The sequence below is a fragment of the Fulvitalea axinellae genome (assembly GCF_036492835.1).
Taxonomy (GTDB): Bacteria; Bacteroidota; Bacteroidia; order Cytophagales; family Cyclobacteriaceae; genus Fulvitalea; species Fulvitalea axinellae.
Map to the genome: position 1 here is coordinate 2,379,408 of NZ_AP025314.1, position 17,475 is coordinate 2,396,882.

Sequence of the window (17,475 nt, forward strand, 5' to 3'; positions counted from 1 at the left end):
AGTTGATGGAAGATGAGAAAGTATCCAATAAATCCATTTTATGCGCTATTGGCTTTAGCCTTGACAGTTGCGACTTTTAGCTTGAGTTTTAAGGGAAAAGGCTTGGAACCTGAGGGTTCTGAATCTGATTCTCTACGATTGATTTATTCGCGTCCTCAGGCAGAATGGCCAGCTCCTTGGGTGGATTCTGGCGCTAACTGGAAACCTTTGGGAGCTATGCCTGTCAAGTTGTTGGATGTTTTGCCAAGGAAACAGCCAGATTCTCTACGAAAGATTATCGAGCTTGGAAGAACCTTGTTTTTTGACCCTATTCTTTCCGGATCAAATCAAATATCATGTTCTAACTGTCATGATCCCGAACTGAATTGGGGGGATAATAGGCGGACGGCAATCGGGGAGGATCACCAAAGAGGCAACCGAAACAGCCCTTCGTTGCTGAATGTTTGGCAGGTGAAAAAACTGTTTTGGGATGGTAGAAGTGGCAGTTTGGAAGATCAAGCTCTTCAACCGATTCAGAATCCGATAGAGATGAACCAGTTGATACCGGAACTAGTGAAGGAGCTGAATGATATCAAGGCTTACCGTGAAGAGTTCGGAAAAGCGTTTGGCCAGAAAAAAGCGAGTGCCGAAAGAATAGCTAAAGCGTTGGCCGCTTTTGAAAGAACGATTGTGAGCCGTCCGACGAAGTTTGACAAGTTTGTGGAAGGGAAGAAAGAAGCGCTCTCGGACCGGGAGTTAAGGGGAATGCACCTTTTCCGCACAAAGGCCAAATGTATGAATTGCCATTCCGGTCCATACTTCACTAACGGAGAGTTTCATAATATCGGTTTGACGTATTACCATAGTGACAAATACCGTGATTTGGGACTTTATGAGGTGACGAAAAACCCCGAGGACGTTGGTAAATTTCGTGTGCCGGCTTTGCGTGAAGTTATGCGTACCGGCCCGTGGATGCACAATGGGCTTTTTACGGTAATGGACGGAATTATGAATATGTACAATGCCGGCATGCCGCGCCCGAAGCGGAAAGAGCACCAGAAAGATGACAAGTTGTTTCCGCAGACGTCGCATTTAGTGCACGAACTGGATTTGAGCAAAGAAGAGCGTGACGATATTGTGGCCTTCTTGCAGAGTATTACTTCCCGACCATATTATCAGTTGGATCGCCCGGAACTTCCGAGAGATAAATAAGGATTAAGACTGAGCGAGAAGAAGGGCCTAATGATTAATTCATTAGGCTCTTTTTGTTATGGGTAGGTCCTCGGAGCCTTAGGTTATGAGGGGGCCGTTCAATCCTTGTATAAGCGATGTTTTTTCATCCCTATCTGATTTCGTTTTCTCGGAGGGAAAGTTTTACGGTTAGGAATCAGTAGGGGATTGCCTTATCGGATTAGTGAATTTACTCAAGCGCAGTGGAACGCTTTTTTTGTGATTTTTATTCAACTACACGGCAGGAAAGGTGGGTTAAAATCCGGACTTCAATATTTTTTCATGGATTTGCTTTCATGATTTAGTTCTGGTAGTCGCAATATATACCATTGTTTTTTTGGAGAGGAAAAATGAGGGATGATCAGCCGATTGGTCTTGTTGGTGGTGTTTAGGGCGATAGTTGCCCCTCAATAGCCCTCAAACCTTGTTGGGTGGCTTTTTCATTTGTTGTTTCGTGGTAAGTCTTCAGCGGGAAGGCGCCATTTGTTTAAATCAAGAGACGTGGTTATGGGTAGATTTGGAATGTTTGCTTTGTTGTTGTCTTTTTTATGTTTTTCATGCGGAAGCAACGACGATTCGCCTGAGATTGAGGAATTGACGAACAGAGGCAATGTGAAATTCGTGATGGGGGATGTAGAGAAGAGCTACACAAAAGGGAACTCATATATAAGCACGAGAGAGAACATCTTGCTTTCGTTTGGAAATTCATCAGACGAACTCGTTACGTTTAGGATTCCTTTGGTTGAGGGGGCGGATTTGCCTAAAACGTTTGACGAAAACCATAAGGGAGGCATAATCTCAGGAGGCTATAAATCCGGTGAGGACACTTATATCGCGACGAACGGGATAAACGGAATTGGACGTACAGGATCCTTTAGCGTTACGGTTACATCTTTTGCGGATGGGAAAATTAGCGGGACGTTTACGATGACCGCTAAGAAGGCAAAAAGTGAAGATGCTGTTTCGATTAAAAAGGGAGTGTTTGAAGACGTGAAAAAATTACCTGACTAAATATAACGTATGGCTGGTTAATTTTTGACCAGTCATTTTTACGAAGACTTGGGTCGTATTAGCACACTTGCTTGATTTTTATTGTGAATAGTTCTTGGTGTTCCAAAGAGTGTCGGAACGAATAAAGAAGAGTGATGAGAAATTTTTTGCTGGCTGTTTGCCTTGTTCTGGGATTTAACGCGTCTAAGGCGCAATTCAAAGTAGTTGAGAGATTCAGTTCTAGCGATATTCAAAATGAGAAGTCGTTTGGGAATGTGTCGGCAAGGCTTAGCGGTGCGAATATATTAGCCGTTGGGGCCCAAGGTGATCGAGCTGACGCGGTTAGGAGTGGCGCTGTTTATTTATTTCACAAAGGGAAACAACTGCAAAAATTAAAGTCTCCTTCCCCTAGTCTAAACCAAGCCTTTGGTTTCAGCTTGGCGACAGCAGGGGAAGAATTGTATATCGGAGCTCCCGGGATGTTGGGGTTTGCGAGGTACTCCAAAAATAAGGGGAAACTTTGGGTCGCAAAAAAGAACGGATTCGGAAAGTATGAAATCAAAGAAGAGGTTGAATCGCCTTCTTCTCGTGAGAATGATTTTTTTGGCTATTCAATTCAAGCCACAAAGGAACAGTTGTTTGTAAGTTCTCCAAAGTTTAAAAGCCGGTCGCAGGGGCAAGTGTTCGTTTATACTAAAGCTCCCGAATCAGGAAAGTGGCAAGTAACGGAAAAGATTGAACCCGATACGCATAGTCGCACATTTGGAGCCGATATATTTGTGCAAAAAAACTGGATGGCGGTAACCGCTCCATGGGAAGGAAACGACGGACAGGGGGCTTGCTATATATATAAATACAGGAACTCGGAAAACAGATGGGTTTATCACCAAAAGATTGATGGTGGAGATCGGAGGTATTTAGGTAGCGATGTGGCCATTGACGGTGATTATTTGGCGATTGGTTCCGATCAAGCGGGAGTTTGCGGGCAGGTAAAAGTTTTTAAGCTTGATAGAAAGGCGGACGAATGGAAGCTGTTAAAGGTATTGGAGCCTAGGAGCCACGGGGCGATATACGGGTTTGGAACATCGGTTTCGTTACGCAACGGGATGTTGGCTGTGGGTGCGCCAAGATGGGACGATAAAAGAGGATGTGTTTATGTTTACGATATTTATGGGGATCAAGTGGATGATCTGAAAAGAGTTTACACTTCTGAATTCCATGAGAGAATGTCGTATGGCGCCAGATTGGGCCACAGCGTAAGGTTTGAGGAAAATGGAGACTTAGTTTGTGGAGCGATTGGCAACGAGTATAGGGTTGGGGACGTATTGGTTTTTCGCCGTGATTGTTCGGAGCCGAAAGTCGAGATCATGCATTCGTCAGATGGAAGAGCCGTGGCGCCTGTGAATCTTGATAATGACGAAAAGCTTGAGATTACTTATACGATAGGAGAAAATCACTATTATAAAGAGTATGAGAGTCGATCAGTCAAAGTGCCTAACCAAACGAGTAATCTGAAGGTGAGAAAAAGATGTTCGGCACGATCTAGTTCTTCATGGGTTACTTTGTCTGAAAATGAAACAAGCAAAGGTGATTTACGAAAAATTGCCGATGAAGGTAATTTCCCTTTACAGAAATCTTCGGATGGATTGAGTGTTAATCGCCAAAAGTTGGATTTTGGAACAGTGAAGGTGGGGGACGGGGTTTCCGTGCCATTGGACATCCTCAACAAGTCCGACCATTTGATTCCCATCAGCGTAGAAATAGAGGGTGCGGGAACAAGCTATTCTTTATTGCGAAATGAATTGAAGGCGAACCAGAATACGGTGATGACTTTGACGTTCAGGCCCGAAGAAGAAGGACTGGTTAACGGCTTTGTCAAGATTTTTGATAAAAGAAATAATAAGACTCATTTTACGACTTTCAAGGGTAAAGCTTATAGGCCCAAATCGCCCCAATTGGTATTGCCCAAGCGTATCGACTTAGGAAAGGTGCCTATGGGACAAGAATATTTGGGCGAATTGACTGTGAGAAATACGGGAGACGGGGAATTGTCGGTGTCGGGAATAGACAACCCTTCAACGATCTTGAAATTTTCAGAAACGATATTTACCGTTAGTCCAAATTCTGAGCGCAAACTGACTTATTCACTAAAGCCTAAGCGGTCGGGTTACTTCTCAAATTCTGTGGTATTCAGAACGAATTCAGGAGAAGGAGCTACAATCTTACCCATTGTAGCCAACTTTGAGAATGGATCTTTAAGGTTAGAGGTGAAAAAGTTCCATGATTTAGGCTCGCTTACTTTGGGGGAGACGAAGAAGTACACGGTTAATCTCAAGAATACGGGAGAACAAGCGTTTACAATCAAAGAAATAGAGTCCCCGTCATTTGTCAAAAGTCGGGTTTCGGATTTAGAGCTTAGTAAAGGAGAACGCGCAACTTTGAACCTTCAAATAAAGCCAAGAGTTTCCGGGCGGCAAAGGTTTGACATTACCCTCAATTATGGCGATTCCATAGCGGTGATGAAATTTGTGTCGAACGTAGAGATAGGGGGAAATTCTACCCGAATCAAAGCGTCTGGAGTGGTGATCAGCCCGGTTTTTTTTGATCAACGTTGCTTGTTGAATTTGAGTTCCTTAAAGGTAGGGGCCGTTGATTTTTCGATAGAGAAAATTGATGGAAAAGTATTTTACAGCGAAATAATCCAGGATGCGAATGGGAAATTTGTCAATGTTCCTTTGGATGAACTCAAACTGGAAAAAGGACATTACATCTTAAAAGTAAAAAATAAAGGGATTCTAAAAGGGCAGGGCTCGTTACTTATAAACTGACATATTCAGGAAGCTTATGAGCAAGAGATTCTCGGTCACTTTTGTTAATTTCAAATATTCGAAAGAATGAAACGTTTTAGTGAGGAGGGATGTCTACACTGAGCCCAAGAGGGTATGGGGTATGATTGGAACAAGGCATGGGGGTGCCTTCCGCTTCTCTTTACGATTGAACTTTAAAAGGGAAACCAACAACTCATGGGTGTTGTAAAATCAATTAGAGTAAAAATTGTTGTCGGGATCGTTTTTTTCCTGTCTTTGGCAAGCCGGACTTTCTGTGAAAAAGGCAATAATGCAGACGGTACAAGGGCTTTGTGGTTAGCCGATAGTGCATATAATTCCATAGTCGGTTCCGAACACAAGAAAAAAAACAAGCAAAGGGCTTATGTGGCGTATGATTCGCTTTTTAACGCTATAGATTCCACGTTGTCGTTTGCCGTGACTATTCGGCCATCTACAAAAGATTCGCTCTTGATGTATGGAACTTATTCTTTGATGGCCAGAATGGTAATGGATTTTTATGCCAACAGAAAAGACGGTTATGAAAGTAATTATGAACAAACAAAAAAATGGCTTGAGCGCAGAGGCGCTAGTGTTCAGTTAAAATTGAGGCTGGAGTTTCTAAGAGGAAGCTTCCTCATGAAACAGGGACGCCATAAGCAGGCGTTAAGTATTTTTCAAGAATCTACCCGTTTGGCTACCAATAGTTCCGATACGATGTATATGGGAAAGGGCTATTATTACGTGGGGAGAATCCTTTCAAAAGAATCTGATTTTAAAAAAGCCAACGAGAGCTTTAGAAAAGCGATAGACGCTTATAAAACAGTGGGGAATCAGGTTGGGCAAAGCGCCGTTTACAATGCGTTGGCTTTGAACCATAAGGATATGAAAAACCTGGATTCGGCATTGTTTTTTTATAAAAAGTCATTGAGCTATTTTCCTGAAGTGATTGGCTATCAGCGTGCAACAAACAAAGCTACGTTGGTTAATAATATTGGAAACGTATTTTTGGAAATGAACATGCCCGATTCGGCTTCGAGGTATGTTTTTCAATCAAACAAGACTTATAAGCGTTTAGGTAACGCTATTGATATTCTTAAATCGAATAATAATCTGGGGAAATATTATGCGCTGAAGGGAAACCGGAAAAAGGCGATAGAAACCTATGAGTCGAACTTAAGTATAAAGCCGTATCAGAAGGCATACGACGAAATCCTGTTGGTAACAATGCGGGAATTGAGCGATTTGTATGCTAAAGACAAAAACTACAACACAGCTTATTCCTACTTGGACAGACACCGCCAAATCAGTGATTCGGTTAATAGGCATAAGAACCTAAAGGAAATTGAAAATGCGGTTTATGAAGAGGAGCTAAAAACGAGAGACGCTAAGTATGCTCTTTTGGGCAAAGAAAAAGAACTATTGGATCTAGAGAAGTTATGGGTTTCGAAACAAAGAGGCTGGCTATTAGTGTTGCTTATTCTCACAATTGTTTTTGCCGTTTATGTGGTTTTGAGACAAAGAGGAGTGATCCGTAGAAGTAATAAGATTTTGGAATTGGAACGGGAACTCTCTCAAAATCAGATTGCGCTGAAAGAAGTACAACGTTCAGAGTTGGAGCTGAGGGTGAATTCACAACGAGAAGAGATGGAGAAATTTGCTTATGCTACAAATAAGCAGATAAGTCTGTTTAATGAGTTTGATGAGAAGATAAGCCAACTGAAAACGGCCGAAGGCTATGTTAGGGCGCAACAACTCAACTCTTTGCAACTTTGGATTCGGCAGTCAATGACATCGCTTACTAAGGACGAGGCTACAGGAAAGAAACTTAGTCAATTAGGTGAAGACTATTTTGTGCGATTAAATCGCAAATACCCCGATTTGAATAAAAACGAATCGGAGCTTTTCGGTTTGTTTTATTTAGGCTTAACAAATAAAGAAATATCTGTTTTGCTTAACACTTCTGCGAAATCGATAGAAATGAAAAAATATCGATTGAGGAAGAAAACCAATATTTCGAGAGAAGTTGATTTTTCGGAAATTGATTTAGGTTAGTTTATAAACTAATCTTTTTAGAGTGATAAAAGGTTTCTTAGGCTATAAGTTACTTGGCGCATTAGTATGCGAAGAGTAGGTTCGGCTGAATGATCCATTTATTTGAACGTTACGGCATGATAGTTTTTTAATTTAATTTCAATTATATGAGATCCTTAATTTTAAACGGATTAGTTGTTTTTTTGCTAATTCCGATTGTTTTTGGTTGTAACTCCCAAGAGAAGGCAACCGATTTAAATAAGATTGATATTATTCCTTTGCCCCAGGATGTTATTGCGGGAAAAGGGCATTTCTCTTTTGATAAAGGGATTCAAATTAAGGCTGATAATGAGGAATTGGCGACAGTAGCTACGCGTTTTTCCGATTTTTTTAAAACGGTTTCTGGTTATCGGATTTCTGTGGAAAAAGAAGCGAAAGACGCCGATATCTTGGTCAAGCTAGATAAGGATCTTCCAAATGAAGCTTATCGTTTGGATATTAAAAGGAATAAAATAGAGATACGTACTTCGTCTTTAGGTGGGGCTGTCTACGCTTTCGAAACACTTAAACAGTTGTTTCCTCCTGTGGTAATGTCAGGAAAAGTTCAGGAAAATGTTAAATGGCGTGTGCCTGCGGTAAGTATTAATGATTTTCCGGGCTATGGATGGCGTGGTTATATGCTAGATGCTTCGAGACATTTTTTCACTGTTGAACAGGTTAAAAAAGTTTTGGATTTTATGGCGGAACTCAAGCTAAACCGGTTTCATTGGCATTTGACCGATGATCAAGGTTGGAGAGTCGAGATAAAGTCATTGCCAAATCTTACGGAATATGGAGCTTGGCGTGTAGGGTATATCAATACCGACGAAAGAAAATCAGAATGGTGGGGACGCCCGGTTCAGAAAAAAGACGAGTTGGCTAAATACGGAGGATATTATAGCCAAGATCAAATAAGGGAAATTGTCCGATATGCGAAGGAACGAAACATAGAAGTAATTCCGGAAGTGGATTTTCCGGGACACGCCCAAGCGGCGGTAGCCTCTTATCCTGAAATAGGTTGTGTTGACAAACAGGAATACGTGGCTACAGGCGGGGTGGCCCGAAATAACACGATGAATCCAGGCAAAAAGGAAACATACGATTTCGTTCGTAAAGTTATAGTTGAGTTGACGGAATTATTTCCATATGAATATATTCATATCGGGGGAGACGAGTGTAATAAGGATCAATGGAAAAAAGATCCTTTTGTGGCGAAGTTGATGAAAACCGAATCGCTGGAGGATATGGATGCCGTGCAGAGTTATTTCTTGAAAGAAGTCGAAAAGATAGTTAACTCGCATGGAAAGAAAATGATGGGCTGGGATGAAATCTTGGACGGCGGATTGGCTCCGAACGCTACGGTAATGTCATGGCGTGGAACTGTGGGCGGAATGAAATCTGTGAAAATGGGACATGATGTCGTAATGTCACCGAATTCAGCCTGTTATCTGGATTTAAAACAAGGGCAAGATTCCCAAGAGCCGAATTTGGGTTACGGGCATTTATTCCTTTCCGATAGTTATAATTATAAACTGGTGCCCGATACCCTTAATTCCGAGGAAGCGAAACGGATTCTGGGTATTCAGGCAAATATGTGGACTGAATCCATTACGGATTGGGGAAAACTTACGTATATGACTTTCCCACGTTTGCATGCGATCGCTGAAAAAGGGTGGACAAATGAGAAACGACAAAGTTGGGATGGTTTTGTTAATCGGCTTAGGACTCATATGAAACGGATGGACGTTTCAAGAATTCGTTACGCAAAGAGTGCATTCAATCCACGTTTTAAGCATGAAGGAAACGCGGACAGTTCGAAAGTGATGCTGACTTTGGATACTGAAATCAAAGGTTTGCAAATCCGTTATAGCTTAGATTCGGAAGAACCGGATATGACATCTACATTGTATTCAAAGCCTTTTAGTGTTTCTGAAACAACAACGGTTAAGGCTCGTACTTTTGACAAAGAAGGCAAGCCGATGGGCGACATCTCTGCGTTAACCTTCGAGGTTCATAAAGCGACAGGCGCCGAAGTGACGTATACCGACAGTAAGCATGATAGCCCAGAATCTACGGATCGACTTACTGATTTGAATTTCGCTTCATTGGATCCTGGCAGTCCCCAGTGGATGACATTTGCCGAAAACCCAGAATTTACAATAAAGCTGAAAAGCCCTGTAAAAGCGAGTTTCGTTAAATTCAATACCGAGCGATTTACCATTGCGGGACGATACCCAGCTAAAAAAGTGACGGTTTGGGGACTGAGATCTGACAATAATTCATGGACAAAATTAGGGGAAAAAGACTTGTCGGGAATAGCTTCAGAGCAAGGGCGTAATTATCTGCAAGTGCGTTGTGGTTTTAATCCCGTTATGGTAAAAGAAGTGAAGGTTAAATGTGAAAGTTGGGATAAAATTCCCGAAGGACACCATAGAGCGGGAGCGAAACCGGCGATGAGAATTGACGAATTAATGGTTTTCTAAAAAAGGTATCTGAAGGTTTAGAACCAATTATTCCGTGTAGTAAAAAAGAATAGTCTTTAAGGGTTTTATGCTCTTTTTGGAATGATTAGAAAAATATATAGCTCCTCCTTATCACGTTAAGGGGGAGCAATTTCTATTTTACAGATTTATCCATATTAAGTCCACAGTAAAGAATAGAAAAAAGAATGGTCTTAAAGGGATACGGACTTAGTTGTCCGAATAATACTCGCATTATTAAACCGGAAATACGGGAGGAGCTACTTTTAGTAGTTAAAATTTTTTTCGGGATAAGTTTATAAACATGATATTCCCTTTTCTGGGCTTAGAAAAGGCAATTCTTTTAATTGGCTTTTTCTTTTGGTAAAGAAAAGGCTTGTGGTCACGTTTTAAGGGTCCAATATGTATACCGACGACTATTATCTCCATAAACTCAAAGCGGGCCAGTTATCTGCTTTGGATATTTTTTTTAAACGTTATCGGGAGGATTTGCTTCGTTATGCTTTTCATTTAGTTGGGGAACCGTCCATTGCCGAGGATATTGTGCAGGATGTCTTTGTCAGCTTGTGGGAAAATCGGGAAAAGGTAATGATCAGTGAAAACTTGAAGCCTTACTTAGTGAAGGTTGTGTTTAACGACGTAATGGATCTTCGCCGACATGAAAAAGTTAAGGAAAAGTATAGGAAGCATAGTTTACATGTTTACGACGAAAAGGCCTGTGATCGAGCTGAATCACAAGCGGAATACAATGAGTTAAACGAAAGGTTAACGGTTGTGCTTGATAGCTTGCCTGCGCAACAGAAAAGCGTTTATACCAAAATTAGGCTTGAGGGTAAGAAATATAAGGACGTTGCCGAAGAGATGGGGATTTCTATAAAAACGGTTGAAGGACATTTCACGAAAGCCCAAAAAAAGGTTAGGACTGAGTTACAGGATTTTATTTTGATACTGTGTTTTGCCCTGTGGTTCTAGTCTGTGGTGTTAGAAAGAATTGGGTTAATATTTTTTAATTTTTTTAAATGAGGGGCGAGGGGGAATTAAAGGCAAATCGTAGTTTAAGTAGAAGGGAGTAATTATGAGTTTCAAAGGGAGAAAAGACATTTTGATTGAAAGGCATATGGAAGGTAGCCTGAACGCTAAGGAAGAGGAAGAGCTTTGGCGTTGGCTTAATTCTAACCGTAAAAACCAAGATGTTTTTGAATCAAGAATATCCCTAACATTGGAAGGAAAGCCATTGCCTGAAGGAGTTCTTTCGGAACGGGAAGCTTTGTCGGATGTGAAAAAAAGAATTGTCGCACATGAAAACCGTCATGTACGATTGTGGTGGCGTAGGTCTGCGATTGCCTCTGCCGTGGTCTTGCTCGTTCTTTTAGGGTTCTTTTCGCAAGAATGGGGTGATAGAGGAGATGGAGTATTGAATGTTGCTGGTAGCGAAAATGTTATACTAACGTTGTCGGATGGCAATGAGGTGGCTTTGACCGAGAATGTCAGTAGATTGGAAGATGTGAAAGGAAAAGGCTTTGTGGGAGTCTGGAATGGTAAAAGCCTGAGTTATCAAGCGAATGGATTTCAGAGTTTGAGCGAAACTTTTAATACAGTTCGTGTTCCTAGCGGGAAACGTTTTTCGATTACGCTATCTGATGGAAGCCAAATAGAAATGAATTCGGAAACAGAGCTACGGTACCCGGTTGTTTTTAAGGGGAATGAACGGAATATAGAATTGCTAAGTGGTGAAATCTATTGTAAAATAGCTAAAAACAAACATAAACCGTTTTATGTAAATTCTAGTCGGTTGCGTTTAAGGGTATTGGGTACAAGCTTCAATTTTAGCGCTTACCAAAACGAAAGAAAGAGTAGTGCGGTATTGGTGGAAGGAAGTGTGGGAATTATACCTCGTAATGATGTTTTCGATATCAAAAAAGCAATTCTACTGGATCCGGGAGAAGCCTTGGTTTATGATAAAATGATAAAGAAAGTCGTTAAATCGAAAGTGAGGGTAGCCGATTATACCGCATGGAAAGACGGTAAACTTATTTTTAAAACTATGCCGTTAAATGAGCTATTGCTTAGGTTGGGTAGGTGGTATGGTGTTCGTATAGAGGACCGGACAGGGCGTGGGGACAGTTATACTTATAGTGGCACTTTTGACGAGGAAAGTATTGAGGAAGCCTTAGACGCATTATCAAAGTTATGTGATTTTAACTTTCGGCTTACGGATAACGGAGTAGTGGTTGAATAAAAAACTGGGGATTTTTAAATGGGTGTTAGTGGTTAAGTTACCCCAAAACGAACGATACGAGTTTTTGAAATACTTTTTGCGAAGAACTTAATTGTTAATCAGAATATTGAATCGAAAAATAGAAAGGAGGGATATGAATTAAAGAAAGTTACGGGTAAACAAGAAGGCGGCCCGTTATGACCGCCCTCAAGTAATTTTTGTAAAAGCGTCCAACTTTTAACAAAACAAAGATATGAATGATTTTTATAAAATCTCTTTCGCATACTGGCGAAAGACAGGAATTCTATTGTCTTTTATTATTTTACTCCTGCCACCGCTCGCCGCGGGAGCTGTTGACAGCGGAAATGTTGTTAAACTGAAGTTCGAAAATGAGCGGCTTGAAGTAATCTTGGCCGAAATAGGCAAACAAACTAGCAAGAAGATCCTCTTTAGGGACAGTGACTTGGCTCCTTATGTTAAGGTTTCCGTGCAAGGTGAGTATCGGTTACAAGAGGCGTTGGAGTGTGCCCTCAGTAATTCGGACTTGTCTTTTGAAGTGGTAAAGAACCAGATTATCATTAAAAAAAAAGTGCGGGAGGCGGTGAAGACGTCTTTGCTGTTGCAGGATAAAAAACGAATGGTGAACGGAAGGGTGGTTTCGGCGTCGGAAAAAGATGGCCTTCCGGGAGTTAATGTCGTGATCAAAGGAACAAGCCAAGGCGTGATTACTGACGTGGCGGGCAACTTCAGCATTGAGTTGCCGGATAACGCTGACAATGTTCTTGTGTTCACTTCTGTAGGATTCAAAAAACAGGAAGTCCGTATTGGTAACCAAACTACTGTGGAGGTTACGCTTGACGAAGACCTCTCGGAACTTGAAGAAGTGGTTGTGGTCGGATATGGGGTGCAGAAAAAAGCCAACCTGACCGGCGCCACTACTACAGTCAAGATGAACGACGTACTGGGATCAAGGCCTCTGAATCGCGCTGCCGAGGCGTTGCAGGGAGCCGTTCCCGGTCTTCAGATTACTATGAATAGCGGTCAGCCCGGCGCTACGGGACAATCGATTAATATTCGGGGTATGACCTCGATTAACGGAGGGGAGCCTTTGGTTTTGGCCGATAACGTCCCTGTTAATATCAATGATATTAATCCGAACGACATTGAGTCTGTCACAGTATTGAAAGATGCCGCCGCCTCATCGATTTATGGTGCCCGCGCGGCATTCGGAGTGATATTGATAACCACGAAGAAGAGTAGTACGGAAAAAGTAAGGTTTTCATACTCCAATTCTTTCGGCGTGAGTTCTCCGGTGGAATTACCGAAGGCCGCAAGCCCGATTGAATTTATTGGAGCCTTAAAAGATTGGGGTGTTGATACTTACTGGTCACAGGGGCAGGATATTGCCAAGTGGCATGACCTTATAGGAGAATATAATGCGAATCCGTCCAAATACCCTGAGGGCTTTACAGAAGTGGGGGGAATTCGTTATCAATTGGCGGGTTCTGATGTGATGGATGAGTTTCTGAACGATAGCGGTTTCAAGCAAATCCATAACTTTAGTATTGACGGAGGGAATGGAAAAACGAATTATCGCGTGTCTGTTGGATATACCGATGATGACGGTATAATGGTTTCCAATCGTGACAGAATGAAGAGGTATAACCTGAGTACATATTTGGGAACCAAAATTCTGGATAACCTTACGGCGGAAACCAGATTGTTTTATGTCAATACCGAAACTACTTTTCCAGACGCAAACTATTCGGGAGCGGTAAGGCAAGGGATTACGATTTATCCTACAGGAAATCATAAAATGGATGATGGTTCTGAGTTGCCTTACGGTACTCCGGCGAACCAAGTCCTGAATTCGGCGCCGAACGAGCGGAGTAACGGCAATATCCGTTTGTTCGGTAGCCTGAAGTATGAGCCGATAAAGGATTTGGCGATTACGGGCGAATACACTTATGAGAATAAAGCTATGGATCAAATATTCATTAATGACGATCCTGTTTTTGTCTCACCAAGCCAATTTACCAAGATTGGTGGAGTGAAAAATAATACTAGCTACAGTAAGCAGTTCTCGGTAAATCGTTATCATGCTGTCAACGTTTACGCTAATTATTCCAAGCAGCTTTTCGGAGCCCACAATATCTCCTTAACCGCCGGCTATAACTATGAGAAAACGGCGTATGAACAGGTATGGGCTAAAAAAATGGCGTTGATTAATACGGATTTGCCGTCTCTGTCCGGTGCGTCAGGAACGCTTACCGCTGGTGATGGCTTTCATGAATGGGCTGTAATGGGAAGTTTCGCCCGCTTTAATTATAATTATAAGGAGCGTTATTTTCTTGAGGCGAATGGCCGTTATGATGGATCCTCGCGTTTCCCGAAAGGTGAGCGTTACGGATTCTTCCCTTCGGTATCCGCTGGTTGGAATATTACGAATGAGACCTTTATGGCTTCTCAAAAGATTTTTGACTTGCTTAAGGTCAGAGCCTCTTGGGGAAATGTGGGGAACCAGATAGTAAAGCAAGGAGGAACGCAACTATACTACCCAGCCATACCGGGAATGCCGACTTACAAGACTAGTTGGGTTTCTCCAAATAATAATGAGAAATTCTTGACCCTGGCGCCACCGGCTTTAGTAAGTTCCAACTTTACGTGGGAGCAGGTTAGGACGATTAATTACGGGCTTGACGTAGCGGCTTTCAAGAATAAGTTAACGGCCAATTTCGATTGGTTTACCCGAACTACATACGATATGATAGCGATGGGGGCGGAGTTGCCGGCCGTATTAGGTACATCCGCTCCTAGGGCAAACGTAGCGGATTTGAAATCATACGGTTGGGAGTTAAGCCTTGGCTGGCGCCAATCAATAGGGGATTGGAGCTATTCTTTAGGCTTTAACCTTTCGGACAACCGCGCCGAGATTACCAAATTCGATAATGAGGAAGGTTTGCTGTCGCAAAATTACGAAGGAAAGATGATCGGCGAGATTTGGGGTTACGAAACAGACGGTTTCTATAGCGTTGATGATTTCGTTGACGGAAGCCTGAAAGATAACCTCACGGGAGGAAAACTGAAAGAGGGTGTCGTAAAGTTTAAAGGGGTAAATCCAAACCCGGGAGACATTAAATATAAAGACCTTAACGGTGACGGAGAAATAAATTGGGGTAATGAGACCTTGGATGACCCGGGGGACAAAAAGGTGATAGGAAATAATCACCGTCGTTTCCAATATGGAATAAACGCTTCGGTTGGTTGGAAGAATTTCGACTTAAGCGTATTTGTACAAGGTGTAGGAAAGCGTGATTTGTGGGTGAGTAATGACATGATGTGGGCCTACCGGACGCAGTTTGATAACGTTTGGGCTCACCAGTTGGACTATTGGACTCCGGAGAATACGGACGCTTATTATATGCGAAATTATGCTTTTAGTTCCGCCAATTATAAGAATGGTCAAAAAAAACAGACTAAATATTTGCAAGACGGTGCATATTGGAACCTCAAAAACGTAACCCTTGGTTATTCCTTGCCCGAGGCTGTTATTGAGAAACTTCGTTTGTCAAGTTTCCGGGTATACTTCTCAGGGGAAAACATGTTTGTCAATGACCAAATGCCTGAAGGCATGAACCCTGAATTTAAGGATAAAGGTATGGGAAATGCTTATCCGTTTATGAAACAGTACACCGTCGGGCTTAATGTATCATTCTAAAAGGCAAAAACGATGAAAAGAAATATTTTTCCGATAATGGCTTTGGCGCTCGTTTGTCTTTTTAGCGCCTGTGACGACGATCTGGAACGCTTGCCCAAAGACGAGCTTACGGTACCGACCACATTCACGACATATGAGAATATCCAGACTTACGCTTGGCAGTTTTATGGGATCTTCGGGAATTATCACCGTGGCCTGATTGACCGAGACGAATACTCTGGGGATTTGATGATGAATGGAAAAAACCCTAACGGTGATGAATGGCTGTGGAAAAGGATTACTGTTCCAACCTCGTCGGGCTTATATAACGAAAATTATAAGCGAATCCGGGCTATAAACCTTATGCTTGATAATCTGGAAAACAGTTCGCTTAATGAAAAAGATGCGGAGCATTGGAAAGCTGTTGGATTGTTTTTTCGCTCGTATCATTATTTCGAGCTTCTGAAGGCTTATGGCGGAGTGCCTTGGATTGATAAATATATCGACGACTCGGACAAAGATTATCTTTATGGGCCAAGGGCAAGTCGTGACGAATTGGCCAAACATATTCTGGATGATTTGAAGTGGGCTGAGTCGAAAATCAAGAAAGATGGAGATGGCCCCAACTCAATCAACACGAATGTTGTAAGGGCCATGATTTCCAGGTTTGCCTTGTTTGAGGGAACTTGGAGAAAATACCACGGCCTGGGAGGTGAAAAGGAATATCTTCAGGCTTGCGCCGACTATTCCAAAAAGTTGATGGATGACGCTCCGCAAATGCACGGAAGTTATGACGAGATTTATAACTCGCCTAACCTAGCGGGCATGCCGGGCATTATCTTATACAAACAATATGAACCTGACCAGCATGTGCATAATACCACTCAGTGGAACCGTAGCAGTGAGGCTATCAGGTGGGATTTGACCAAAAAAGCGGCGGACATGTTCCTTTGTACCGACGGGAAAACCCGCTGGAATAGCCCGCTTTTTGACGGAGACAAGAATCCTTATGACGAGTTTCGGAACAGGGACCGCAGAATGTATTATATCATCACGCCTCCTTATGAGGTGGTCGGCCGTGTGGACGGAAATAAGCGAAAGTGGAAGCACACGGATAATTCGGCTCACAGGGAATACATTGATCTGATGGAGAAGCTTTCGGGTGAAAAGTTCAAACGCTTGCCAGAGAACAATTGGACCGGTTTTATCCAGCCGATTATGCCAAATTACAGGGATGCGGGTTCTCAAAAATTGCCGTTTGACCCTGGATATAACGTGACCGGTACAGGCTACAAGTGCTGGAAATGGTATAATAACCATCAGGTCAGTATCGCTTGGAAAGACTTTACGGACCAGCCATTGTTCCGCATTGGGGAAGTGTTGTTAAACTATGCCGAAGCGAAATACGAACTGGGGCAATTTGACCAAAGTGTCGCAGACAAAACGGTGAATCGCTTGCGGGTCAGGGGAGAAGTGGCGTCAATGGCGGTAGCTCAAATAAACGCTAATTTTGACCCGAAACGCAATGCGAAAGTGGACCCGGTTCTCTGGGAAATCCGCCGTGAACGTGCTGTGGAGCTGATGTGCGACGGTTTCCGTTTTGATGACCTTCGTCGTTGGAAAATGATGAACGACGAGGCTGCCAAAGAGAAATTGGGACGTTATATTGTTGGAGCCGAGTTTAACAATAAACTTCCAATACAAGGCGGTAAAGCCGAAGGCTATATTTCCCGGATTGGTGTGCCTCCAGCGTTTCCTGACCATTATTATTTGCACCCAATCCCTAGCAACCAGATTGTTTTGAATGAGAAATTAACTCAAAACCCTGGTTGGTAATCTACGGTTTGCCCGCTTTGTCGGGCAAACCTGCTTTTATTTTTTTGAACATCCAGTGATGTAATGATCATAAATTCATTCAAGTCCTCGGCCATTCACTGAAATGGTAAAACGATTTGATTGCCATTGGATATATGGCTTGGGACC

9 protein-coding genes are annotated in these 17,475 nt (G+C 42.4%); all 9 read left to right on the forward strand.

All coding sequences use genetic code 11. The features are described from left to right. The first annotated feature begins 12 nt into the window (after positions 1–12). The 9 genes from AABK39_RS09235 (at position 13) to AABK39_RS09275 (ending at position 17,328) form a co-directional block, all read left to right on the forward strand. Positions 13–1,191 (forward strand): cytochrome-c peroxidase, encoded by a 1,179-nt coding sequence (locus tag AABK39_RS09235; RefSeq protein ID WP_338394643.1) that lies wholly within the window; start codon positions 13–15, stop codon positions 1,189–1,191. A gap of 525 nt (positions 1,192–1,716) precedes the next feature. After that, the gene (locus AABK39_RS09240) at positions 1,717–2,220 is read left to right on the forward strand and encodes a hypothetical protein (RefSeq protein WP_338394644.1); all 504 of its coding nucleotides are present in this window, start codon (positions 1,717–1,719) and stop codon (positions 2,218–2,220) included. Positions 2,221–2,354: 134 nt separating this feature from the next. Continuing rightward, a complete protein-coding gene (locus AABK39_RS09245; protein ID WP_338394645.1) occupies positions 2,355–5,027 on the forward strand; it encodes a choice-of-anchor D domain-containing protein in 2,673 nt (890 codons plus the stop codon). 195 nt (positions 5,028–5,222) lie between these two features. After that, complete coding sequence (locus tag AABK39_RS09250) at positions 5,223–7,079, forward strand: hypothetical protein (protein ID WP_338394646.1); 1,857 nt, start codon at positions 5,223–5,225, stop codon at positions 7,077–7,079. Positions 7,080–7,225: 146 nt separating this feature from the next. After that, positions 7,226–9,580 (forward strand): beta-N-acetylhexosaminidase, encoded by a 2,355-nt coding sequence (locus tag AABK39_RS09255; RefSeq protein ID WP_338394647.1) that lies wholly within the window; start codon positions 7,226–7,228, stop codon positions 9,578–9,580. A gap of 399 nt (positions 9,581–9,979) precedes the next feature. After that, entirely contained in the window at positions 9,980–10,549 is a 570-nt protein-coding gene (locus tag AABK39_RS09260) for an RNA polymerase sigma-70 factor (RefSeq protein ID WP_338394648.1), read from the forward strand. Positions 10,550–10,694: 145 nt separating this feature from the next. Continuing rightward, a complete protein-coding gene (locus tag AABK39_RS09265; protein WP_338394649.1) occupies positions 10,695–11,816 on the forward strand; it encodes a FecR family protein in 1,122 nt (373 codons plus the stop codon). 232 nt (positions 11,817–12,048) lie between these two features. Further along, entirely contained in the window at positions 12,049–15,513 is a 3,465-nt protein-coding gene (locus tag AABK39_RS09270; RefSeq protein ID WP_338394650.1) for a TonB-dependent receptor, read from the forward strand. A gap of 12 nt (positions 15,514–15,525) precedes the next feature. Beyond that, positions 15,526–17,328 (forward strand): RagB/SusD family nutrient uptake outer membrane protein, encoded by a 1,803-nt coding sequence (locus AABK39_RS09275; RefSeq protein WP_338394651.1) that lies wholly within the window; start codon positions 15,526–15,528, stop codon positions 17,326–17,328. Positions 17,329–17,475: the final 147 nt, after the last annotated feature.